Origin of the sequence: Geothermobacter hydrogeniphilus, assembly GCF_002898515.1 — a bacterium.
Taxonomy (GTDB): domain Bacteria; phylum Desulfobacterota; class Desulfuromonadia; order Desulfuromonadales; family Geothermobacteraceae; genus Geothermobacter_A.
The window spans coordinates 63,054-84,194 of the sequence record NZ_PPFX01000012.1 but is presented as its reverse complement, the minus strand read 5'-3'; the positions used below and the strand labels follow the sequence as shown (position 1 = coordinate 84,194).

Sequence of the window (21,141 nt, the reverse complement as noted above, 5' to 3'; positions counted from 1 at the left end):
CTGATGGAACAATGGAATCTTGAATTATTCACCCTGATCCACCTGGGCGCCGGTCAACAACCGCTGATCGATGGCCTGGCGATCTTTTTCGCCGAAGGCGGTCCCTACCTGCTGATGTTCGCGCTGGTCGTCTTCTGGGTGCTGGCACGGGATGAGCGGCGGGCGGCCCTGCTGGAAGCGACCGAGGCGGGTCTGCTCGGGCTGCTGCTCAACCAGATTGTTGGTCTGCTCATCTACTTCCCCCGACCTTACATGGTTGGCCTGTGTACGCCGCTGATTACCCATGGCCCGGAGAACTCCTTCCCCAGCGACCACGCCACCCTGATGCTCTCCGTCGCCTTTTTTCTGTTGCTGTGCCGGGGATGGCGTCTTCCCGGTCTGATGCTGATGGGGATGGCGCTCCTGACCGCCTGGGGGCGGGTCTATGCCGGGATTCATTTCCCCATGGATATGGCGGGATCCCTGCTGGTTGCCCTCATGGTCAGCGGCATCATGCTCTGGCAGCGACGGTTGCTGGCGCCGTTGAACGGGTGGCTGGTGGATCTCTACCAGCAGCTGAGCAGGCGTCTGCCCGCATCGTTCAGGAGATAACTTAATATGCACTGGCATGTCCTCTGGACCGACAGCCTGCAGTGGGTCAGCCTGCATCCAGTTGCCGCCTACCTGGCGATTTTTTTCATCTCGCTGTCCGAATCGTTGGCCTTGGTCGGGCTGCTGGTTCCCGGCACGGTGATGATGGTCGGCATCGGCGCGCTGGCTGGCAGCGGGGTGCTGTCGATCAAGCTGACGCTGCTGGCGGCGATGGCGGGGGCGGTCGCCGGTGACGGCATCAGCTTCTGGCTGGGACGCCACTATCACCGTGAGATTGCCCATATCTGGCCGTTCCGTCGCTATCCGCAGATACTGGCCAAGGGCGAGGCGTTTTTCAACCGTCACGGTGGCAAGAGTGTCTTCTTCGGCCGCTTTGTCGGTCCGGTTCGGCCGGTGATTCCAATCGTCGCCGGGATGCTCGACATGCCGTCCGGGCACTTCCTGATCGTCAATATCCTCTCGGCGATCGGCTGGGCCTTCGCCTATCTGATGCCCGGCGTGGTCCTCGGTACCTCCATGGCCCTGGTCGGCGCGGTCAGCACCCGGCTGGCGGTGTTGTTGCTGCTCTTTCTCGGTCTGCTGTGGCTGGCCTGGCAGTTGGCACGCCTCGGGGCCTGCTGGTTGAGCAGGGTCGCAAATGACCATAACCGTCCCCTGCTGATTCTCGGGATCGGCCTGGCGATGGCGGCCTGGCTGTTTCTTGGGGTGCTGCAGGATCTGCTCAGTGGCGACCCGCTGGTGCAGGCCGACCAGTCGGTCTATCATTTTCTGCAAAGCCTGCGGACTCCCTGGGGGGATGCCCTGATGGTAGCGGTGACCGAGTTGGGCGATGCGGCCACCAACGTCGCCATCATTTTGGTGGTTGCCGGGTTGTTGTTACTGCGAAAACAATTTCGCGCATTGTACTATTGGTTGGTTGCCGTCGTCGGCGGGGTCGTCCTGGTGCAGCTGTTCAAGTGGCTGTTGCATCGACCGCGGCCGATTGCTATCTACCAGGGAGTCTCCGCCTGGGGCTTTCCCAGCGGGCACACCACCATGTCGGTGGTGGTCTACGGCTTTCTGGCGATTCTGTTGCTTCGTGGACTTCCTTCTCGCTGGCGGCTCTGGCCGGTTGCTCTTGCTTTGTCCCTGGCGTCGCTGGTGGCCTTCTCTCGCATCTATCTCGGCGCTCATTGGCTGTCGGATGTGCTCGGTGGCATGGCGCTTGGCTGGAGCTGGGTTTGCATCCTCGGACTGTTCTATCTGCGCCGGCAGGCGGAGTTCGATGGGCGACTGCTGATCCCTGTGGCGCTGCTGGCGCTGGTGGTGGCCGGAAGCTGGCATGTCGGCAGCCGCCAGCAGGCCGACCTGGCCCGCTACCAGGTTCGGGAGCCGGTTCAGAACCTGGCGCCGACAGACTGGTGGAAGCAGGGTTATTTGCAACTTCCGGCCTGGCGATACAGCCTGCTGGGAGATCGCGAACAACCGTTGACTCTGCAGGTCGCCGTCCCTCCAGCGGAGTTCGCCGAGATTCTGCGATCGAGTCACTGGAAGACCGCACCCGATGTGTCGCTTCGCCGTTGCCTGAATTTGTTCACGTCCCGGCCGGACGTCAAAACCCTGCCTATTTTGCCCCAGTTCGAAAAAGGAGAGAGACCAACCCTGGTCATGTGGAAACCCCTGTCCGAAGGCCTTCGACTGGTGCTACGCCTCTGGCCGAGCCCCTTGCAACTGGACGCTGGCAACAGGATTCTGGTCGGAGTGGTCGAAGCCGAAACGGCAAAGCCATTCGCCGCGCTACTGACCCTGCCGTGGGGGCAGAAAAACTATGCGCCGGCCCTTTTCGGCCTGCGACATGAGCTTTCACCTTTGCCAACCGAGGTCCGCAACCGCCCCGGGAGGTTCCCTGTGCTATTGGTTGCGGAAAACAAGAAGGTATTCTCGAAAGGATTTTAATGGACCTGTTGCATCAGATTGTCACCTGGATCGTCAACACGGTTGGCCACTGGGGCTACCCGGGGATCATCATCCTGATGTTCCTCGAATCCTCCTTTTTCCCCTTTCCCAGCGAGGTCGTGGTGCCGCCGGCCGGCTATCTGGCCGCGCAGGGCGAAATGTCGCTGCCGCTGGTGATCGCCTCCGGGATTCTCGGCAGCCTGCTCGGTGCCTGTTTCAATTACTGGCGGGCTCTCAGTGGGGGCGACCGCTGTTCGAGCGCTACGGCCGCTACCTGCTGATCAGCCCGAAGACCCTGGACAGGGCCGACCGTTTCTTTGCACGCCACGGGCACATTTCCACCTTCGTCGGTCGCCTGCTGCCGGGGATCCGCCAGTACATCAGCCTGCCGGCCGGGCTGGCGCGGATGAATGTCCCGTTGTTCGCCGCCTTCACCGCCCTCGGCGCCGCTGTCTGGGTGGTTATCCTGGCCCTGGTCGGCTACTTCATCGGCAACAACCAGCAACTGATCGGTCATTATCTGCACCAGATCCTGCTTGTCGTGCTGCTCGGCTGTGCGCTGCTGGTTGTCGGTTACCTCCGGCTGCGGAAAAAACCGGGGGCTGGTGCGCCGACCCATGGCGAATAAGTTGCAAGGAAGCGGGCATCAGTGCCTGCCTGGCACGGTCTGGGCGCTCGGCTGCGTCAGCCTGTGTATGGATATCTCCTCGGAGATCATCCACAGTCTGTTGCCGGTCTTCCTGGTCTCGGTGCTCGGCGCGGGGGTGCAGACCGTTGGCCTGATCGAAGGGGTAGCCGAGTCGACGGCGATGGTGGTGCGGGTTTTTTCCGGGGCCTTGAGCGACCGGCTCGGCAAACGCAAGCTGCTGGCGGTCTGCGGCTACGGGCTGGGGGCGCTGAGCAAGCCGCTCTTTGCCCTGGCTGCTGGGGTCGGCATGGTCTTCTCCGCCCGCTTCATTGACCGGATCGGCAAGGGTATCTGTGGGGCGCCGCGTGATGCACTGGTCGCCGACGTCACTCCGCCTGAACAACGCGGCGCCGCCTATGGTCTGCGCCAGTCGCTCGACAGCGTCGGCGCCTTCGCCGGGCCACTGCTGGCGATGCTGTTGATGGGAATGAGCGGCGGCAGTTTCCGCCTGATCTTCTGGCTCGCCTTCCTGCCCGGGTTGCTGGCGGTGCTGATCCTGCTGCTGGGGGTCAGGGAACCGCGGTCCGCCCCGGAACATCGTTCCTGGCTGCTGAACCGCCAGCAACTGCAGGCGCTTGGCGGCGACTACTGGCGGGTGCTGCTGGTCGGCACCCTGTTCACCATGGCGCGCTTCAGCGAGGCCTTTCTGTTGTTGCGGGGGACGGACCTGGGGCTGTCGGTCACCCTGGTGTCGATGGTGATGGTGGTCATGAACAGCGCCTACATGCTGAGCGCCTACCCGCTCGGCACATTGGGCGACCGGATCGGGCTCCGCGGCCTGCTCACCGCCGGGATGCTGGTGCTGGTGGGCGCCGATCTGTGCCTGGCGCTGGCGGGGCATCTTTGGCTGGTGCTGCTCGGCGCGTTGCTCTGGGGGCTGCACCTGGGGATGACCCAGGGGCTGCTCGCGACGCTGGTCGCCCAGGCTTCGCCGCCCTCGCTGCGGGGAACGGCGTTCGGCGTCTTCGGCCTGGCCACCGGGATCGGCCTGCTCTTCGCCAGTCTGCTGGCCGGCCGGCTGTGGCAGTCGCTGACGCCGGCCGCCGCTTTTTACGGCAGCGCGCTGCTGGCCCTGGTGGCGCTGGCCGGGTTTACGGCCTGTGGCGCCGGACGCAGGGTCTCTGTATAATGGCCGCTGATATATCCCTTTCGACACCCCCCCTGTGGGCCGAGTTCCGCTCTGAACCCGTCCCCAAGCATGGATGACCCACATCATGAAGTCCTCCCGGTTTCAACTCCTCGGCGCCCTCTACCTGCTGAGCCTGGTCCTCTTTTTCGCCATCCGCCTGCTGTTGTTGATCGTCAGCCGGCAGGATGCCAGCCCCAGCCTGCCGCAGCTGCTGCACATCTTCGCCACCGGCGCCCTTTTCGACAGCGGGTTCTTCGCCTACGCCCTGATCGCTCCGGCCCTCTACCTGTGGCTGCTGCCGCAGCGGCTCTGGCGCAGCCGGATCCACGCCTGGTGGTTGAAGCTGGTGGTTTTTGTTTCACTTTACGCCGCCTGTTTCACGCTGGTCGCCGAGTACCTGTTCTGGGACGAGTTCCAGGTACGCTTCAATTTCATCTCCATCGACTACCTGATCTATCGCCGCGAGGTGACCGACAACATCGTGCAGTCCTACCCGGTGGTGTGGCTCTTCTTGGGGATGTTCGTCGGCGCCCTGCTGCTCTACCAGCCGCTGCGCAAACCCCTGGCAAGAGCCCTGAACAGCGAGGAGCCGTTTCTGCGCCGCGGCCTGATCGCCCTGCTGCTGCTGTTGCTGCCGCTGTCCGGCTACTTCACCCTCGGCCAACCCTTGCGGCGCATCTCGGCGAACAACTACATCAATGAGCTGGCGAGCAATGGCCCCTACCAGTTCGTGGCCGCCTTCCGCAACAATGAACTCGACTACCGGCAGTTCTACGCCACCCTGCCCGACGACCAGGCGGCACAGTTGCTGCGCCGGGAGGTGGCCGAACCCAACGCCCGTTTTGTCAGCGATGCGCCCTATGATATCCGTCGCGACATCCACAATACCGGCCCGGAACAGCATCTCAACATCATCCTCATCACCGTCGAGAGCCTCAGCTCCGACTTTCTCGACTATTTCGGCAACGGTCAGCACCTGACCCCGAACCTCGACGCGCTGATCGACAAGAGCCTCTTTTTCGACAACTTCTATGCCACCGGCACCCGCACCACCCGCGGGCTGGAGGCGGTCAACCTGTCGATCCCGCCCACCCCCGGGCGCTCGATCATCAAGCGCATCGGTCGGGAGACCGACCAGTGGTCCCTCGGCGACGTCCTCGACGAGAAGGGCTACCATTCCTTTTTTGCCTACGGTGGCCGCAGCTACTTTGAGAATATGAATGCCTTCTATGCCGCCAACGGTTACCAGATTGTCGACCAGACCAGCGTTCCCGACACCGAGATCAGTTTCTCCAATGCCTGGGGCATGTCCGACGAGGACCTTTTCCGCCAGGTGATGAAGGTCGCCGACCGTGAGCAGCAGGCTGGGACGCCCTTCTTTATCCAGGTTATGACGACCTCCAACCATCGTCCCTACACCTACCCGGAGGGGCGCATCGACATCCCCTCCGGTCATGGTCGCAACGGCGCCGTCAAATACACCGACTATGCCCTCGGCCAGCTGCTCAGCCAGTCCGAGCAACACCCCTGGTTCGACGATACCCTGTTTGTCATCCTGGCCGATCACCAGGCCGGCAGCGCCGGCAAGCACGACCTGCCGGTGGCCCGCTATCATATTCCCCTCTGGATTTATGCTCCCAGGCACATCCCGCCGCGCAAGGTCTCGACCCTGTCCAGCCAGGTCGACTTGGCGCCGACCCTGCTCGGCCTGCTCAACATGAGCTACCGGTCCTGCTTTTTCGGTCATGACGTGTTGGCGGAACCCGCCGGCCGCGGGCGGGCGCTGATCGCCAACTATCAGAACCTCGGGTTGTATGACGGGAAGCAGATGGCAATTCTCGAGCCCCGGCGGCAAATTCGCCTGCAGAGCGGCCTCGACGGCGGCAAGCTGCAGGAACGGGCCGGCAGCAGCGACCACGATCCGCTGGTGCGGCGTGATATCGGCTACTACCAGGGCGCCGCCGCCGTTTATCGGCAGCATCTGAATTCCTGGCGGAACCGGAACCGAAAATAACCTTTCTCCCTGCCGGAGGGCGGCGGAAGCGGGCCCCGGCAGGGGATTTCCGGGTTTTGCCGGGGTTAAATTCTGTTATGCTTATATTCTGAATCAGTGAGCCCGTTGCGGCTCTCCCAGGAGGTCATATGTCCGATCTTATCCCCCCCTACCATCATCCCGACTTTTCCACCCCGGAGCTGACTTCAGCGCCGGTGGTCAGTACCGAAGCCTCACCCGCCGACGGGGTTGTCCCGCGCAATTTTCACGGCACCTCGAACTACCCGGAATATGTTCATCTCGGCGGCGGCCGCTGGGTGCTGGTGCCGGAAAGCCGCATGGATTCGGTGCTGGTGCTCGACGGTGACCAGATTGAGGTCGTCGAGGCGCGGCGGGTCAGGAAGGGACAGCGGGTGGTGGTCGGGCGAACCGAGAATGGCGAAGAGGGCATCTACGTCCATACCACCGGTTTCGAGCCGGAAGGGCAGGAGGCGACCGACAAGTTCGCCTTCCGCACCCGCGGCACCCGCGAAACCCCCTTCTCGCGCAGCTACGACGAGCTCTACCAGGTGTTGCGGCATGATCGCGACCATGGCCATATCGTCTGGGTTCTCGGTCCGGCGGTCGCCTTTGACAAGGACAGCCGGGCGGCGATGCAGGGGCTGATTGAGAATGGTTACTGCCACGCGCTGCTGGCCGGCAACGCCCTGGCGACTCACGACCTGGAGGGTGGCTATTTCCGCACCGGACTCGGCCAGAACATCTACTCGCAGGAGCTGCAGCCCCTCGGCCACTACAATCATCTCGATATTCTCAACGAGGTGCGCAGGGCCGGGTCCATCTCTGCCGCCATCGAGCAGCTGCAGATCCGCGACGGCATCATCTACGCCTGCGAGAAACAACAGGTGCCCTATGTGCTGGCCGGTTCGATCCGCGATGACGGGCCGTTGCCGGAGGTGATCGCCGATGTCTACCGGTCGCAGGATGCCATGCGCGCGCATGCCCGCAAGGCAACGGTGGTCATGGCGCTGGCGACCCAGCTGCATTCGATCGCCTTCGGCAATATGGTGCCGAGCTACCGGGTCGAGGCCGACGGCAGCGTGCGGCCGGTCTTCTTCTACATTGTCGACATGACGGAATTTTCCGCCGACAAACTGGCGAACCGCGGTTCGGCCCAGGCCCAGGCGATTCTCACCAACGTGCAGGACTTCATGGTCAACCTGTGGAACAACCTTAAGGACGCGTGATGACGAAGCGGCGCAAGGTTCAGATCATCGGTGTGCCGATGGATCTCGGACAGGATCAGCGCGGGGTCGATCTCGGTCCCGGCGCGTTGCGCTATGCCGGCCTGGCGGCAAAACTGCGGCGTCTCGACCTGCAGGTCGACGATGCCGGCAACCTGCCGATTCCGGTGCGTGACGCCCTTGACCCCTCCCGGCCGGAACGCTTCCGCAACGCCATCCTGCAGGTCTGTGAGACCCTCTACCGGGTTGTCGCGCGGGCGGTCATGGACGGGTACATACCGCTGATCCTCGGCGGCGATCATTCGCTGGCCATCGGTTCGGTCGGTGGCGCGAGTGATACGGCGCCGACCGGCCTGTTGTGGATCGACGCCCACGGCGACTTCAACACTCCGCGCTCCTCCCCTTCCGGCAATATCCACGGCATGCCGCTGGCGACCCTGCTCGGCGAGGGCGACCCGGGGCTGGTCAATGTCGGTCGCAAGGGCGCCAAGCTGCGCGGCGAGGACGTGGTGCTGCTCGGCATCCGTGATCTTGACGACGAGGAGAAGGAACGCCTCCGCGCCAGCGGCATCTGCGCCCTGACCATGCGTGACATTGACCAGCGCGGCATGGGGGCCGTCATGGAGGAGGCCCTGGAGCGGCTTTCCGGTCATGCCCGGCTGCACGTCAGTCTCGATGTCGATGCCGTCGACCCGCGCGAGGCCCCCGGGGTCGGGACCCCGGTTCCCGGCGGCCTCAGCTACCGTGAGGCGCAGCTGGTGATGGAGATGGTCGCCGATTCCGGTCGCCTCGCCGCTCTCGACATCGTCGAGATCAACCCGATCCTCGATCACCGCAACCAGACCGCGCAGCTGGCGGTCGCCCTGGCCGCTTCGCTGTTCGGCCAGCGCATCCTCTGACCCGGTGTCCGCTGCCGTCTCCTTCCCGCTTCAGATCCGGCAGACCTTGTGCCGCAGCTCGTCGATCAGCACCCGGTTGTTTTCCGAATAATCGACCGGCAGGTCGATCAGGTGGACACCGCCGGCGGTGAAGCACTGTTCCAGCAGTGGGGCGAAATCTTCCGTCTTTTCCACCCGGTGGCCGCCGATGCCGTAGCTGCGGGCGTGGAGGACGAAATCGGGGTTGCCGAACTGCAGGCCGAAATCCTCGAAGCCCATGGCGTACTGCTTCCAGCGGATCATGCCGTAGGAACCGTCGTTGAGGACCAGCACCACCAGGTTGAGACCCAGCCGCAGCGCCGTTTCCAGCTCCTGGCTGTTCATCATCAGGCCGCCGTCGCCGCAGATCGCCATCACCCGGCGGTCGGGATAAAGTCGCGCCACCTCCATCGCCGAGGGGAGCCCGGCGCCCATCGAGGCCAGGGCGTTGTCGAGCAGCACGGTGTTCGGCTCCAGGGCCGGGTAGTTGCGGGCGAACCAGATCTTGTAGACGCCGTTGTCGAGGGCGATGACGCCGTCGTGGGGCATCACCCGGCGCACGTCGGCGACCAGGCGCTGCGGCTTGACCGGGAAGGAGAGGTCGTCGGCCAGCTCCCGGAGGTGGATGTCGAGACTCTCCTTGACCAGCCTGAAGGCGGACTGGTCCTTTTCCAGCCGGCCGACCTCGATGGTCATGCGGCTCATGCTGTCGGCGATGTCGCCGACCACGCTCAGTTGCGGGAAATAGACATTGTCCACCGCGGCGCTGCTGAAGTTGACGTGGATCACCTGCTTGCCACCGTGTTCCATGAAGAAGGGCGGTTTCTCGACCACGTCATGGCCGACATTGATCACCAGGTCGGCACGCTCGATGGCGCAGTGGATATAGTCATTGTCGGACAGGGCGGCGGTGCCGAGGCACTGCGGGCTGTTTTCATCCACCACCCCCTTGCCCATCTGGGTATTGAAGAAATAGATCCCGGTTTCTTCGACAAAACGGCGCAGGGCGCTGCGTACCCGGTTGCGGTTGGCGCCGGCGCCGATCAGCAGCAGCGGGTACTCGGCGGCGCGGATCATGTCGGCGGCCTGGACCACCAGCCGCTCGGCGGCACAGGGCCGGCGGTTGCGGGAAATCTGGAAGACCGGCGTGGTGGTTTTGTCGACCGGTTCGCGGGCGATATCCTCCGGCAGTTCCAGGTGAACCGCGCCGGGGCGTTCTTCCTGGGAGAGGCGGAAGGCTTCGCGCACGGTGCTCGGGATCAGGGTGACGTTGACGATCTGGCGCGTGTACTTGGTCAGCGGGCGCATCATCTCCACCACGTCGACAATCTGGAACTGCCCCTGCTTGCTGGCCTTGATCGGTTTCTGGCCGGTGATCATCACCATCGGAAAAGCGCCCAGCTGCGCGTAGGCGGCGCCGGTGACCAGGTTGGTGGCGCCGGGGCCGAGGGTCGCCAGGCAGACCCCGGGCTTGCCGGTCAGGCGGCCGTAGGTGGCCGCCATGAAGGCCGCACCCTGTTCGTGGCGGGTGAGGATCAGTTCGATGTGCGATTGGCGCAGAGCTTCGAGAAAGTCGAGATTCTCCTCGCCAGGAACCCCGTAGATAACCTCCACGCCTTCGTTTTCCAGGGCCTTGACCAGTAGAGCGGATGCGTTCATCGGTAGTGTCCTGTGTGCGGGATCGGGTTCAAAAAGGGGGCAGCGATGCATGGTTAAGAGTTGCCGTGACCAGGTGTCGGAAGTCACCGGAGCCGTTTCGGCGGCAAGCCTGCCAGGGTTCAGTTTAGCAGTTCTGGAACAGTTTGAAAGGGACGACGGGGAGTTTCCGCCGCGTTCGTAAGTGGTCGATATGGCGACGGCTCAGACCGGGTGGTGGCGGCGCCCGGGAAAAAGTTGAAATTCTGCTTTGTCTGGCGTTCGATTTGGGTTATGTATGCCCCTGCGGGAGGGGATGATACGCAACGATTTTCTACCAGCCTGAATCGGCGCGGCGCGCCTGTTTCAGGACAAAGGAGCGGCAGGACAGATGAGCACGGATTTTCTCCTGATCGGTGTAGGCATTCTCATTGTCATCGCGGCCATCGACCTGATGGTCGGGGTCAGCAACGACGCGGTCAATTTTCTCAATTCCCCGATCGGTTCACGGGTGGCGCCGCGGGCGACCATCATCTTCGTGGCCAGCCTCGGCATCCTGGCCGGGGTGACCTTTTCCAGCGGCATGATGGAGGTCGCCCGCAAGGGCATTTTCCATCCCGAGTTCTTCACCATGCCGGAGCTGCTGACGGTTTTTCTCGCCGTCATGATCAGCGACGTCATCCTGCTGGACCTGTTCAACACCTACGGCCTGCCGACCTCGACCACGGTGTCGGTGGTGTTCGAGCTGCTCGGGGCAGCGGTGGCGGTCTCGGTATGGAAGATTTTCGAAGCCGGCGATAGTCTCGCCAGCCTCGGCCAGTACATCAACTCGGCCAAGGCGATCGCCATCATCCTCGGGATTCTGCTGTCGGTGGTGGTCTCCTTCATCTGCGGTGCCATCTTCCAGTTTCTCACCCGGCTGCTGTTCACCTTCGACTACCAGCGCCGGGTCAAGCGCTACGGCGCGCTCTGGGGCGGCGTGGCGCTGACCTCGATCACCTACTTCATCCTCGTCAAGGGCGCCAAGGGCGCCTCGTTCATGACCAGCGCCAATGTCGCCTGGATCAAGTCCCACACCCTGCTGATCATGTTCGGCATGTTTGTCGCCTCGGCAATCCTGCTGCAGCTGCTGCAGGCGTTCAAGGTCAACATCTTCAAACCGATCATTCTGATCGGCACTTTCGCCCTGGCGATGGCCTTCGCCGCCAACGACCTGGTCAACTTCATCGGCGTGCCGATGGCCGGGCTGCATGCCTACAAGGCGGCCATGGCGACCGCCGACCCGCTGCATGCCACCATGGGGGCGCTGGCCCACAAGATTCCCTCCGAAACTCTCTACCTGCTGATCGCCGGCGCGATCATGGTCGGCACCATCTACCTGTCGCGCAAGGCGCGCAGCGTGACCGAGACCACCATCCAGCTCAGCCAGCAGGAAGAGGGGGTCGAGCGCTTCGAGTCGATCGGCCTGTCGCGCGCCATCGTGCGCCTGGTGCTGCACCTGTTCGACAGCGTGCGGATCATCATTCCCGCGTCGCTGCGGAACTGGGTCGCCAACCGCTTCGATGCCGAGCAGGCACCGTCGGTGGAGATGCACGGCGGCCGCCCTTCCTTCGACCTGCTGCGCGCCTCGGTCAACCTGATGGTCGCCAGCGTGGTGATCTCCTACGCCACCGCCAACAAGCTGCCGCTGTCGACCACCTACGTCACCTTCATGGTCGCCATGGGGACCTCCTTCGCCGACCGTGCCTGGGGCCGGGAGAGCGCCGTCTACCGCATCACCGGGGTGCTGACCGTGGTTGGCGGCTGGTTCATGACCGCCGTCATCGCCTTCATCTTCGCCTCTGTCTTCGCCACCGTTATCTTCTTCGCCAAGGGGCTCGGGGTGCTGATGCTGGTGATCCTGGCGGCGCTGATGATTTTCAACGCCCACCGCAAGCACCGGGCGATGGCCGAAGAGGCGCAGAAGGAGCATATCTTCAACCTCAAGTCGGTCGAGGATGCCTCCTCCACCCTGGAGACGACCTTCGGGCACATGAGTTTCCTGCTGCGGGAAATCAGCGACTCCCTCGATACCAGCCTGACGGCCCTGTTCCGGGGGGATTTCGACACCATCGGCGTGCAGCGCAAGAAGCTGAACCGTTTCCAGCAGTGGTCGGGCATTATCAGCGCCAACATCTTCAAGGCGATGCGGCTGCTCGACCAGAAGGGCGTAGCCGTCAGCCACAAGTATGCCCAGACCGTCCGCCGGCTGCAGAAGCTGACCGACGGTCACCGGGATATCGTCCTGCGGGCCTATACCCATGTCGGTAACCACCACAAGGGCCTGCTTCCGGAACAGGTCGAGGAACTGGAGCGGGTTCGCGCCCAGCTGCGCGACATCCTCCAGGAGGTGGCCGAGCTGATCAATCGCGGCCGGATCGCCGACCTTGAGCAGCTGACGGCGAAGGACCAGGCGCTGCGGGCGCTGGCCGCCGAACTGAACGAAAAGCAGGTCGGGCGGATCAAGGACAACAGTTCCAAGACCCGGCTCAGCATCCTCTATTACGGCATCATCGGCAACGCGATGATGATCTCGAAGCAGAACCTTGAATTGCTGGAGATTTTCAACCAGTCCTTTTCGGAGGTTGAGAAAGGGGATCCCCCGGCCTGACCGGCAGGGAGCGGTAGTGTTTCGAGCCGCCGGTCGTCCCCTGAAGCCCGAGAACGGAAGCGACCCTCATGGAATCGATCCGCCAGCTCTATCGCATCGGCCAGGGCCCTTCGAGCAGTCACACCATGGGGCCGCGCTTTGCCGCCGAACGGTTCCTGCGGCGGCAGCCCGACGCGGCCGCCTACCGGGTCACCCTGTTCGGCAGCCTGGCGGCCACCGGGCGCGGCCACCTCACCGACCGGGCGCTGCAGAACGCCTTCGCGCCACGCGCGGTCGAGATCGTCTGGCGCCCGGACCAGGCGCTGCCGGAGCATCCCAACGGCATGCGCTTCGAGGCTCTGGCGAAAGACGGCGAGCTGCTTGCCGCCTGGGAGGTCTGCAGCGTCGGCGGCGGGGCGCTGCGCGACGCCGCGGGACCGGTCGGGGAGCCGCGGGGCGCAGTTTATTCCCTGGCCCGCCTGGCGGAGATTCTGCGGCACTGTGAACGGCAGGGGGAGTCCCTCGGCGACTACGTGCTGGCTCGCGAAGGCGCAGGAATCGAGGCGCACCTGGAAACGGCCTGGCAGGCGATGCGGGCCGCCATCGAGCGGGGGCTGCAGACCGAGGGGCCGCTGCCCGGCGGTCTCGGCCTGGCGCGCAAGGCGCGTTCCTTCCACCGCAAGGCCTCGCTGTTCGGTCCTCATCTGCGGCAGAGTGGCCTGCTCTGCGCCTACGCCTACGCGGTGGCGGAGGAAAACGCCGCCGGCGGAATTATCGTCACCGCGCCGACCTGCGGTTCCTGCGGGGTGCTGCCGGCGGTGCTGCGCTATCTCGATGAAACCCTCGACTGCAGCCGTGAGGATCTCCTCCGCGCCCTGGCGGTGGCCGGGCTGATCGGCAACCTGGTCAAGCACAACGCCTCGATCTCCGGCGCCGAGGTCGGTTGCCAGGGGGAGATCGGCACTGCCTGCGCCATGGCCGCGGCGGCGGCCACCAAACTGCACGGCGGCAGCCTGGCGCAGATCGAGTATGCCGCCGAGATGGGTCTCGAACATCACCTCGGCCTGACCTGCGACCCGGTCGGTGGCCTGGTGCAGATCCCCTGCATCGAGCGCAACGCCCACGCCGCCGCCCGCGCCCTCTCCTGCTGTCACTTCGCCCTGCTCTCCGACGGCCGCCACAAGGTCTCCTTCGACACCATCACCCGGGTGATGAAGGAAACCGGCCAGGCGCTCCCCTCCCTCTACCGGGAAACCTCCGGCGGCGGCATCGCCCAGGCCTATGACGGGGAACGGAAGGATTGAGATCAGGTCGAATTGGTGAACTGGTGACGGGGGCCCTGACAGGGTGTCCCCGTCACATCCTCTCTGTCGCTTCAGGACAGCGGCCTGCCGAGCCCGGCGGCCCGCAGCACCTGCTCGTCGAGCCCCCGGCCCGCACAGCAGCCGGCGAGCTTGCCGTCGATCGCCACCGCCGGGACCGAGCGTACCCCGAGGCTTTTGGCGCGGGCGGCGGTCGCCGGATCGTTCATGTCCTGTACGCTGATATCGCAGGACGGGCAGGCAAGGTTTCTGACCTGCTCGACGGCTTCCCGGCAGGTCGGACAACCGGCACTGAAAACTTCGATTTTACGCTTGTTGGTCATGGTGATGCTCCTTTTTGTGTGGTGGGTATGCCTGCCTCGCCCTGAATGCAGGCCGGGCAGGCCCTGGCTTTTCTGGGCCAGGAATTCCAGATCGAGGCCCCGATCAGAAGGGCAACGCCGCTGTTCTGGACGTTGCCCGCCGGATAAGCGAAATTTCCCAGGACAATAACGGTTGCTCCCACGGAACCCAGCAGCAGCGGGCCGAAACCCTGCCGCGTTCCGGCCCGCCAGCCGAGGGAGATGAGGACCGCCACCAGGCTGAGCAGGGTCAGGGGCAGAAAGAAGGGCATGGAACTCAGTCCCGCCACCCCGGCCGAACCGAGCAGGGCCGCGTAGGCCGACCAGCAGGCCGGGCAGCTGAGCTTGATCAGCAGCGCGCCGAGCAGCGCGGCGGCCACGCCCAGGGGCCGGTTCCATCGGCCCCGCGGGACGGCAGGTCGTTCGGTGTTTACAGCTGCTTCCTGTTCATTCATGGCGGTTCGTCTCCTCGTCATCAAGGGCTCCCAGGATCGGGCAGTCGTTGAGTGGTCCCTGCCCCCGGCAACTGGCGGTCAGTTGCTTGAGGACCGCCTCCATCCTCTCCAGGTCCCGGCGTTTCTGCCGGATATCGGCAAGCTTGGCCTCGGCCCGCTCCCTGATGGCGCCACAACCGATTCCGGCGGTCATGCGCAGGTCGAGCAGTTCGCCGATCTCCTGCAGGGAAAAACCGAGTTCCTTGGCGCGGCGGATGAAACGCACCTGGCGGACCGCCTCGGGCGGGTACTTTCTGAATCCCGAAGCCGGGCGGGGCGGTTGTTCGACCAGTCCCCTCCGCTGGTAGAATTTGATCGTCTCCACGCCGACGCCGGACTGGTGGGCCAGTTGGCCGATAGTGAGCTGTCCCATAGTTTTCCTCCCTGTTGAATCAAGTCTAGCAACGGTACCATGGTACCGGGTCAAGCCTGATTATCACCTGTCGGTTAAACTTCCAGAAACAGTACGTTCACCACTCGTGCCGCAGAATTCTTCGACCGGATTCAGATTTTGGTAGAACAATTGCAGTGCCACAAGGTAAAAATTCCTGATTTCAGGGGGTTAAGGATGGTGTAGAGATGAAAAAGAGAATAGTCAACAGTACATCCGTAGACTATTCGCCAATCGGGCGATGCTTTAACCTGAAGCAGTGGAAGACAGTAAACCCTTGATCTTTAAAGGCGGGCTGCAAAAATCTCAGGCGTACCCACGATGTTCGCCGGTGATGAGTTCGCGGATTCAGGTTCCACGACAAGGAGCTGGGCCATGCATCAACAGCAACATGAGGAATGTCATCATCTGAGTGAATCAGCACGGTTTGTCGATCCGGTCTGTGGCATGAGTACTGAAGACCCAGGCGCCTACAAAGTTCACCGACATGCCGGAGAGACCTTCTATTTCTGCAGTGACAAGTGCCTGGCGAAGTTTAGGAATGATCCTGACACCTATACCGGCAGCAAGCCGGAGACAGCACCCTCTCCGGAGGCCGAAAAAGGCGTAACCTACACTTGCCCGATGCACCCGGAGATCGAACAGCTCGGTCCGGGTTCCTGCCCCAGGTGCGGCATGGCACTGGAGCCGCTTTCGCCCCTGCCGCTGACCCGCACCGAGTACCGTTGTCCGATGCATCCGGAGGTGGCGCAGGACACCCCCGGCAGCTGTCCGAGGTGCGGTATGGCGCTGGAGTACACGGTGACGACTCTCGAAGAGGAAGACAATCCCGAGTATGACGACATGCGCCGGCGATTCATTTTTTCCGCTCTCTTCTCAATCCCGCTGGTGATTATCGCCATGCGCGGGATGCTTCCCGGCGGCAGGCTGATCGAAGAGGTGGTTTCGGTCCGGACGCTGGGTTGGCTTGAACTGCTGCTCTCGACGCCGGTGGTCCTCTGGGCCGGTTGGCCCTTTTATGTTCGCGCGGCGCAGTCGGTTATCCATAAAAGCCTCAACATGTTCACTCTGATTGGCCTTGGCGTGTCGATGGCTTACGGCTACAGCCTGCTTGCCGTGCTGCTGCCCGATATTTTCCCCGCAGCCATGCGTGGCACTGATGGCGCCGTCGGAGTCTATTTCGAGGCGGCCGCCGTCATTGTCACCCTGATTCTGCTGGGCCAGGTGATGGAATTGCGGGCTCGCAGCCGGACCGGCGCCGCAATCAAGGCGTTGCTCGGCCTGGCTCCAAAGACAGCGCGTAAAATCCATGCCGACGGCCGCGAAGAAGATGTTCCTCTCGAACAGGTTGTGGCCGGGGACCGTCTGCGCATCCGCCCCGGTGAAAAAGTGCCGGTCGACGGAGTCGTAGTCGAGGGCGCCAGTGTGGTCGACGAGTCGATGATCTCGGGGGAACCGATTCCAGTCAGCAAGCAGCCGGGAGACAGGTTGATCGGTGCGACGGTGAATGCCACCGGCTCGCTGATCATGGAGGCGGAAAAAATCGGCAGCGACACCCTGCTGGCCCGGATTGTTCAAATGGTCGCCGAGGCCCAGCGTAGCCGGGCACCGATCCAGAAGCTGGCAGACCAGGTCGCCGGTTATTTTGTGCCGGCGGTCATCGGTATCGCCCTGCTCGCTTTTTTGGTCTGGTCCCTGGTCGGCCCGGAGCCGCGTCTCGCTTACGCGCTGATCGCGGCGGTCTCGGTGCTGATCATCGCCTGCCCCTGCGCTTTGGGGTTGGCGACACCGATGTCGATCATGGTCGCGACCGGCAAGGGGGCCGGATTGGGGGTGCTGTTCAAGGACGCCGAGACCATCGAAACCCTGCGCAAGGTCACCACCTTGGTGGTCGATAAGACCGGCACCCTGACCCTGGGGCAACCGAAGCTGACCGGGGTGATTCCGGCGGCGGGGATTGATGAAAAAACACTGCTCATTCTGGCGGCCAGTCTTGAAAGGGGTAGCGAGCATCCGTTGGCGGCCGCGCTGGTTGAAGGGGCGCTGGCGCGCGGTCTGACGCTTTCCGCCGCGCAGGACTTTGCTTCGCACACCGGCAAAGGGGTTTCCGGTCGGGTCGAGGGGGTCGAGGTGTTGCTCGGCAACAGCACATTGCTCGGCGAGTTCTCCATCGAACCAGGGGCGCTGGCGGCACGGGCCGAAGAGTTGCGCGCTGAGGGCCAGACGGTGATGCAGGTGGCGATCGATGGCCGCATGGCCGGGTTGCTGGCGGTCTCCGATCCGATCAAGGACACGACCCCCGCAGCGATTCGACAGTTGCACGGCGAAGGAATCAAAATCGTCATGTTGACCGGCGACAATCGGGCCACCGCCGAAGCGGTCGGCAGAAAACTCGGTATCGACGAAATTGTGGCCGAAGTGCTGCCGGATGAAAAAGCCGCCGCGGTGAAAAAGTTCCAGGATGCCGGAGACATAGTGGCGATGGCGGGTGACGGTATCAACGATGCCCCGGCGTTGGCCCAGGCCGAAGTCGGCATCGCCATGGGTACCGGCACTGACGTCGCGATGGAGTCGGCCGGGGTGACCCTGGTCAAGGGTGACTTAACGGGAATTGTCCGTGCGCGCAGGTTGAGCCGGGCGACCATGGCCAATATCCGTCAGAACCTGTTCTTTGCCTTTGTCTACAATTCCCTGGGGGTTCCGCTGGCAGCCGGGGTTCTCTATCCGTTATTCGGTCTTCTGCTCAGCCCGGTGATTGCCGCCGCCGCGATGAGCCTGAGTTCGGTTTCGGTGATCAGCAACGCGCTGCGTCTGCGTTCTGTGAAAATCGCGTCAGATCCGGCGGAGCCGTCAAGGCCATGAATTGATTTCAGGATAAGAACGAAACAACGGCGGAAAATCCGATTTTCAGTGCTGCCGCAGCAATGCAGAGCGCCAGCAGCAGACGCAACCGGGCTACCGGAACCCGGCGGCTGAGCCGGCTGCCGACATAGGCGGCGGGAATGACCGTGAGGACAATCGGCAGTGCCAGGGGCCAGAGGATCTGCCCGGTCAGGGCCTTGCCCAGAAAAGCGGCCAGCGACGAGAGGAAGATGATCGCCAGGTTGCTGCCGATGGCGATGCGGGTCGGAATCTGCATGAACGAGGTCATCAGCGGGATAAGTATGAAGGAGCCGCCCTGCCCGACCAGGCCGCCGAGCAGTCCGACGCTGCCGGCGGCAAGGACCGCCCGCGGCCGGCTGAAGGTAAAGGATGCGACCGCCGGAGCTTCGCAGTCCCCGGTCGTGGGGATGAAAATCAACAGGGCCGCGGACAGGGCCAGCAGGGCAAAAATCGCCAGCAGCAGGTGGTCGGGAAGGGCATGGGACCAGGCGCCGCCGAACAGTGCGGCGGCGAAGATGGTGATCCCCATCCAGGCGGTGAGCCGACCGGAGACAAAGTGGAATTTGCGGTGGGTCAGGGCTCCGGCCAGGCAGGCGGTGAGCCCCTGAACGATGGTCAGCCCGGCCACTTCCTGCATGCTCAGGGCGGGAAAACCGAGCAGGGGCGGCGCGTAGAGCAGCAATGGCGCCATGATGATGCCGCCGCCGATGCCGAGCAGCCCGGAAATGAAACCGGTCGACAGTCCGAGCATGCCGATGATTACGTGCAGTTCCATCAGGGTTCCCCGGAACGGGGTTGCAACCGGCCGATTGTATTTAAAGAAACAATTCTATTGTGTCGGGCCATAGAATTTTCCGATAGAAACGGCAAAAAATTTTTCCTGTTCAGATCACCGTGATGCCAACCGCCGCGTCGCGGATCTCACCGATGCACCGGGCGTCCGTGACTCCCGATGCATGCAGCAGCGTCAACAGTTCATCGGCCTGGGAAGACGGCAGCGCCATCAGCAGGCCGCCCGAGGTCTGCGGGTCGTACAGCAGCTCTTCCTCAGCGCGGGTAAGGGCGCGTTGCAGCTCCAGGCTGTGCCTGCTGACCATCTCCCGGTTCGCCCGGTTGCTGCCTGTCGTTTCGCCCTTCCGGTACATATCAAGGGCGCCTGAATAGAACGGCAGCCGGCGATAGTCCAGCAAGATTCCGGCATCAGCCCCGAGGGCCATTTCCAGCAGGTGGCCGAGGATGCCGAAGCCGGTCACATCGGTGCAGGCGTGCAGGTCGAAACGCAGCGCCGCCTCCATCGCCGGACCGTTGAGAGCGGCGATCCGCGGCAGGGTGTCGCGTTCCAGTTCGGGATAGGGAAATTTTTTCGCCCGGACAGCGTTGAACAGCACCCCCGAACCGAGCGGCTTGGTCAGGATCAGGGCGTCGCCGGGCCGGGCTCCGGCGTTGGTGATGATTCGCTCGGGGTGGACCACGCCACTGACGCAGAGACCGTATTTCGGTTCCTCGTCATCGACCGAGTGCCCGCCGACCAGGCAGGCTCCGGCCTCAACTACCTTGTCATGTCCGCCCTTGAGGATCTCCTTCAGCATCCCCATGTCCAGTTGATTGGAAGGGAACATCACCAGGTTGAGCGCGGTGACCGGTCTGCCGCCCATCGAATAGACATCCGAGATCGAGTTGGCGGCGGAGATCTGCCCGAACCAGTAGGGGTCGTCGACTGGTGGGGTGATGAAATCGACAGTGTTGACCATGGCGATTTCATCCGTGAGCCGGTAGACCGCCGCGTCATCCGAGGTTTCGATCCCTACCAGCAGGTTGGGATCATCGGGCGGGGTCAGCCCTGCTAAGGCGTCCGACAGAACTGCCGGACCGATTTTAGCGGCTCAACCGCAGGTGCGGGAGAGACCGGTCAAGGTTTTCTTTTTGAAAAAGGCCATCGGGCCATCCTTTCGAGAAATGAATTGACGGGTAACGTGAGTGCCGTAGTCGGCACCAGAAATCATTGAACACCAAGAGCGTCAGGCTGTCAAGAAACCGTTGGCGGCGGGACGAGGGTGCGCAGGTTTCCTGCCGCGGCCTGTCTGCCATGGTTCATGTCAGATAGTTCGCCAGATAGCTGATCGACATGAGCTTGAGTTCCGCGATGATTTCGGTCTCGGCCTGGTGATTCTTCTTGCCTTTCAGATAGGCAAGATCATATGTCGCTGCGGCTGCCATCAGGAAGGTGCCCGCCACATGGAACAGATGTTTTTTTGAAACGTTTGCTCCTCTTTTGATGATTGCCTCGACAATTGATTCAGACAGATCCCGTACAAGATGCTTTTCGATTGCAGATAGTTCAGGGGCGGCCTGCATTGCCCTTCGAATCGATATGAACCCTTTCTGTTTTTTGGCCGCCGCAACGTAATTGTCGATACTGGAACGGATGATGTGCTGCCATTCTTTTTCGGGATCGGCCAAGTCGTTAAAAATCTCCAGGGCTGTTTTCATGTGATTTGCATACTCGAGAATAAGGGCCCTGAGAATCGCCAACTTGTTTGGAAAGTACCTGTAGATAGTGCCGACACGAAGCCTGGAACGGTCGGCGAGCAGATTGGTGTTGAACCCGTCAAGCCCCACTTCGTCCAGCAGCTTTGCGGAAGTATTCAGGATATGTTTGACGGTCTCTTCTGCGCGCTTTTGCGCGGGAACCATCCGCGGGTGCAAATCGGTGTCTGTCACAATTGTTTCCTGCCGGCGCCTTTTTGCTGTGGCCGATGAGCCGTTGAGGGATGAGCGCTCTCTTGTGCGGCGCTATGGTTTGCGCCGAAAAAATGCAATGACAACGGTAGGTTTCGTGAAAAAACCTATTATAGTCCTGATTTTTATGAATGTCGAGGGAGGGCTGTTGAGTCTCCGCGGGACCGTTGTGGCCGGGCCGCTGTCCGGCACCGCATCCTGTCTGTTCGG

The 21,141-nt window shown here is 62.9% G+C and carries 16 protein-coding genes and 1 pseudogene; 10 read left to right on the top strand and 7 right to left on the bottom strand.

Translation table 11 applies throughout. The annotated features are described in order from the left end of the window. Positions 1-3 precede the first annotated feature (3 nt). From C2E25_RS07285 to rocF, 7 genes and pseudogenes are all read left to right on the top strand, one after another. Positions 4-591 (top strand): undecaprenyl-diphosphatase, encoded by a 588-nt coding sequence (locus tag C2E25_RS07285; RefSeq protein ID WP_103115101.1) that lies wholly within the window; start codon positions 4-6, stop codon positions 589-591. A 6-nt stretch (positions 592-597) separates the two neighbouring features. Beyond that, positions 598-2,526: a bifunctional DedA family/phosphatase PAP2 family protein gene (locus C2E25_RS07280; RefSeq protein ID WP_103115100.1), complete on the top strand. Its 1,929-nt coding sequence runs from the start codon at positions 598-600 to the stop codon at positions 2,524-2,526. After that, positions 2,526-3,154 (top strand): annotated as a pseudogene (locus C2E25_RS07275) (DedA family protein). The gene C2E25_RS07280 and the pseudogene C2E25_RS07275 overlap by 1 nt, the downstream one beginning before the upstream one ends. Next, on the top strand, positions 3,144-4,343 hold the full coding sequence (locus C2E25_RS07270) for an MFS transporter (RefSeq protein ID WP_103115099.1): 1,200 nt from the start codon (positions 3,144-3,146) through the stop codon (positions 4,341-4,343). The pseudogene C2E25_RS07275 and the gene C2E25_RS07270 overlap by 11 nt, the downstream one beginning before the upstream one ends. Positions 4,344-4,428: 85 nt before the next feature. Next, positions 4,429-6,357, top strand: a complete 1,929-nt coding sequence (locus C2E25_RS07265) for an LTA synthase family protein (protein WP_103115098.1) — start codon at positions 4,429-4,431, stop codon at positions 6,355-6,357. Positions 6,358-6,485: 128 nt separating this feature from the next. Continuing rightward, the gene (locus C2E25_RS07260) at positions 6,486-7,583 is read left to right on the top strand and encodes a hypothetical protein (RefSeq protein WP_103115097.1); all 1,098 of its coding nucleotides are present in this window, start codon (positions 6,486-6,488) and stop codon (positions 7,581-7,583) included. Then, a complete protein-coding gene (rocF, locus tag C2E25_RS07255; protein WP_103115096.1) occupies positions 7,583-8,479 on the top strand; it encodes an arginase in 897 nt (298 codons plus the stop codon). The genes C2E25_RS07260 and rocF overlap by 1 nt, the downstream gene beginning before the upstream one ends. Before the next feature lie 30 nt (positions 8,480-8,509). On the opposite strand, the gene C2E25_RS07250 is transcribed toward rocF, so the two are convergent. Continuing rightward, on the bottom strand, positions 8,510-10,156 hold the full coding sequence (locus tag C2E25_RS07250) for an acetolactate synthase large subunit (protein WP_103115095.1): 1,647 nt from the start codon (positions 10,154-10,156) through the stop codon (positions 8,510-8,512). A gap of 367 nt (positions 10,157-10,523) precedes the next feature. Between C2E25_RS07250 and C2E25_RS07245 the strand changes: the two genes are divergently transcribed. Together C2E25_RS07245 and C2E25_RS07240 are read left to right on the top strand one after the other, a co-directional pair. Beyond that, entirely contained in the window at positions 10,524-12,782 is a 2,259-nt protein-coding gene (locus tag C2E25_RS07245) for an inorganic phosphate transporter (protein ID WP_103115094.1), read from the top strand. A gap of 68 nt (positions 12,783-12,850) precedes the next feature. Then, entirely contained in the window at positions 12,851-14,065 is a 1,215-nt protein-coding gene (locus C2E25_RS07240; protein WP_103115093.1) for an L-serine ammonia-lyase, iron-sulfur-dependent, subunit alpha, read from the top strand. Between the two features lie 71 nt (positions 14,066-14,136). Here C2E25_RS07240 and C2E25_RS07235 read toward each other — a convergent pair whose 3' ends face one another. Genes C2E25_RS07235 through C2E25_RS07225 form a run of 3 tightly spaced genes read right to left on the bottom strand, consistent with a single transcriptional unit; the run spans position 14,137 to position 15,291 of the window. Then, the gene (locus C2E25_RS07235; RefSeq protein ID WP_103115092.1) at positions 14,137-14,406 is read right to left on the bottom strand and encodes a thioredoxin family protein; all 270 of its coding nucleotides are present in this window, start codon (positions 14,404-14,406) and stop codon (positions 14,137-14,139) included. Next, a complete protein-coding gene (locus tag C2E25_RS07230) occupies positions 14,403-14,879 on the bottom strand; it encodes a hypothetical protein (RefSeq protein ID WP_103115091.1) in 477 nt (158 codons plus the stop codon). The genes C2E25_RS07235 and C2E25_RS07230 overlap by 4 nt, the downstream gene beginning before the upstream one ends. Continuing rightward, entirely contained in the window at positions 14,872-15,291 is a 420-nt protein-coding gene (locus C2E25_RS07225) for a MerR family transcriptional regulator (protein WP_103115090.1), read from the bottom strand. Before C2E25_RS07225 ends, C2E25_RS07230 begins: the two co-directional genes overlap by 8 nt. Before the next feature lie 393 nt (positions 15,292-15,684). On the opposite strand from C2E25_RS07225, the gene C2E25_RS07220 reads away from it, so the two are divergent. After that, positions 15,685-18,171, top strand: coding sequence for a heavy metal translocating P-type ATPase (locus C2E25_RS07220; protein WP_103115089.1), 2,487 nt, complete (start codon positions 15,685-15,687; stop codon positions 18,169-18,171). A gap of 7 nt (positions 18,172-18,178) precedes the next feature. On the opposite strand, the gene C2E25_RS07215 is transcribed toward C2E25_RS07220, so the two are convergent. From C2E25_RS07215 to C2E25_RS07205, 3 genes are all read right to left on the bottom strand, one after another. Further along, positions 18,179-18,967 (bottom strand): sulfite exporter TauE/SafE family protein, encoded by a 789-nt coding sequence (locus C2E25_RS07215; protein ID WP_103115088.1) that lies wholly within the window; start codon positions 18,965-18,967, stop codon positions 18,179-18,181. A gap of 109 nt (positions 18,968-19,076) precedes the next feature. Beyond that, entirely contained in the window at positions 19,077-20,066 is a 990-nt protein-coding gene (selD, locus tag C2E25_RS07210; protein ID WP_199177375.1) for a selenide, water dikinase SelD, read from the bottom strand. Positions 20,067-20,283: 217 nt separating this feature from the next. Continuing rightward, the gene (locus C2E25_RS07205; protein WP_146032919.1) at positions 20,284-20,913 is read right to left on the bottom strand and encodes a TetR/AcrR family transcriptional regulator; all 630 of its coding nucleotides are present in this window, start codon (positions 20,911-20,913) and stop codon (positions 20,284-20,286) included. Positions 20,914-21,141: the final 228 nt, after the last annotated feature.

What these genes read in the sequence shown, in the direction of transcription:
- C2E25_RS07230 (WP_103115091.1), bottom strand. Translation starts at nt 14,879, where the DNA reads ATGAATGAACAGGAAGCAGCTGTAAACACCGAACGACCTGCCGTCCCG.
- C2E25_RS07285 (WP_103115101.1), top strand. Translation starts at nt 4, where the DNA reads ATGGAACAATGGAATCTTGAATTATTCACCCTGATCCACCTGGGCGCC.
- C2E25_RS07280 (WP_103115100.1), top strand. Translation starts at nt 598, where the DNA reads ATGCACTGGCATGTCCTCTGGACCGACAGCCTGCAGTGGGTCAGCCTG.
- C2E25_RS07260 (WP_103115097.1), top strand. Translation starts at nt 6,486, where the DNA reads ATGTCCGATCTTATCCCCCCCTACCATCATCCCGACTTTTCCACCCCG.
- C2E25_RS07235 (WP_103115092.1), bottom strand. Translation starts at nt 14,406, where the DNA reads ATGACCAACAAGCGTAAAATCGAAGTTTTCAGTGCCGGTTGTCCGACC.
- C2E25_RS07220 (WP_103115089.1), top strand. Translation starts at nt 15,685, where the DNA reads ATGCATCAACAGCAACATGAGGAATGTCATCATCTGAGTGAATCAGCA.
- C2E25_RS07245 (WP_103115094.1), top strand. Translation starts at nt 10,524, where the DNA reads ATGAGCACGGATTTTCTCCTGATCGGTGTAGGCATTCTCATTGTCATC.
- C2E25_RS07270 (WP_103115099.1), top strand. Translation starts at nt 3,144, where the DNA reads ATGGCGAATAAGTTGCAAGGAAGCGGGCATCAGTGCCTGCCTGGCACG.
- C2E25_RS07225 (WP_103115090.1), bottom strand. Translation starts at nt 15,291, where the DNA reads ATGGGACAGCTCACTATCGGCCAACTGGCCCACCAGTCCGGCGTCGGC.
- C2E25_RS07250 (WP_103115095.1), bottom strand. Translation starts at nt 10,156, where the DNA reads ATGAACGCATCCGCTCTACTGGTCAAGGCCCTGGAAAACGAAGGCGTG.
- rocF (WP_103115096.1), top strand. Translation starts at nt 7,583, where the DNA reads ATGACGAAGCGGCGCAAGGTTCAGATCATCGGTGTGCCGATGGATCTC.
- C2E25_RS07265 (WP_103115098.1), top strand. Translation starts at nt 4,429, where the DNA reads ATGAAGTCCTCCCGGTTTCAACTCCTCGGCGCCCTCTACCTGCTGAGC.
- C2E25_RS07215 (WP_103115088.1), bottom strand. Translation starts at nt 18,967, where the DNA reads ATGGAACTGCACGTAATCATCGGCATGCTCGGACTGTCGACCGGTTTC.
- C2E25_RS07240 (WP_103115093.1), top strand. Translation starts at nt 12,851, where the DNA reads ATGGAATCGATCCGCCAGCTCTATCGCATCGGCCAGGGCCCTTCGAGC.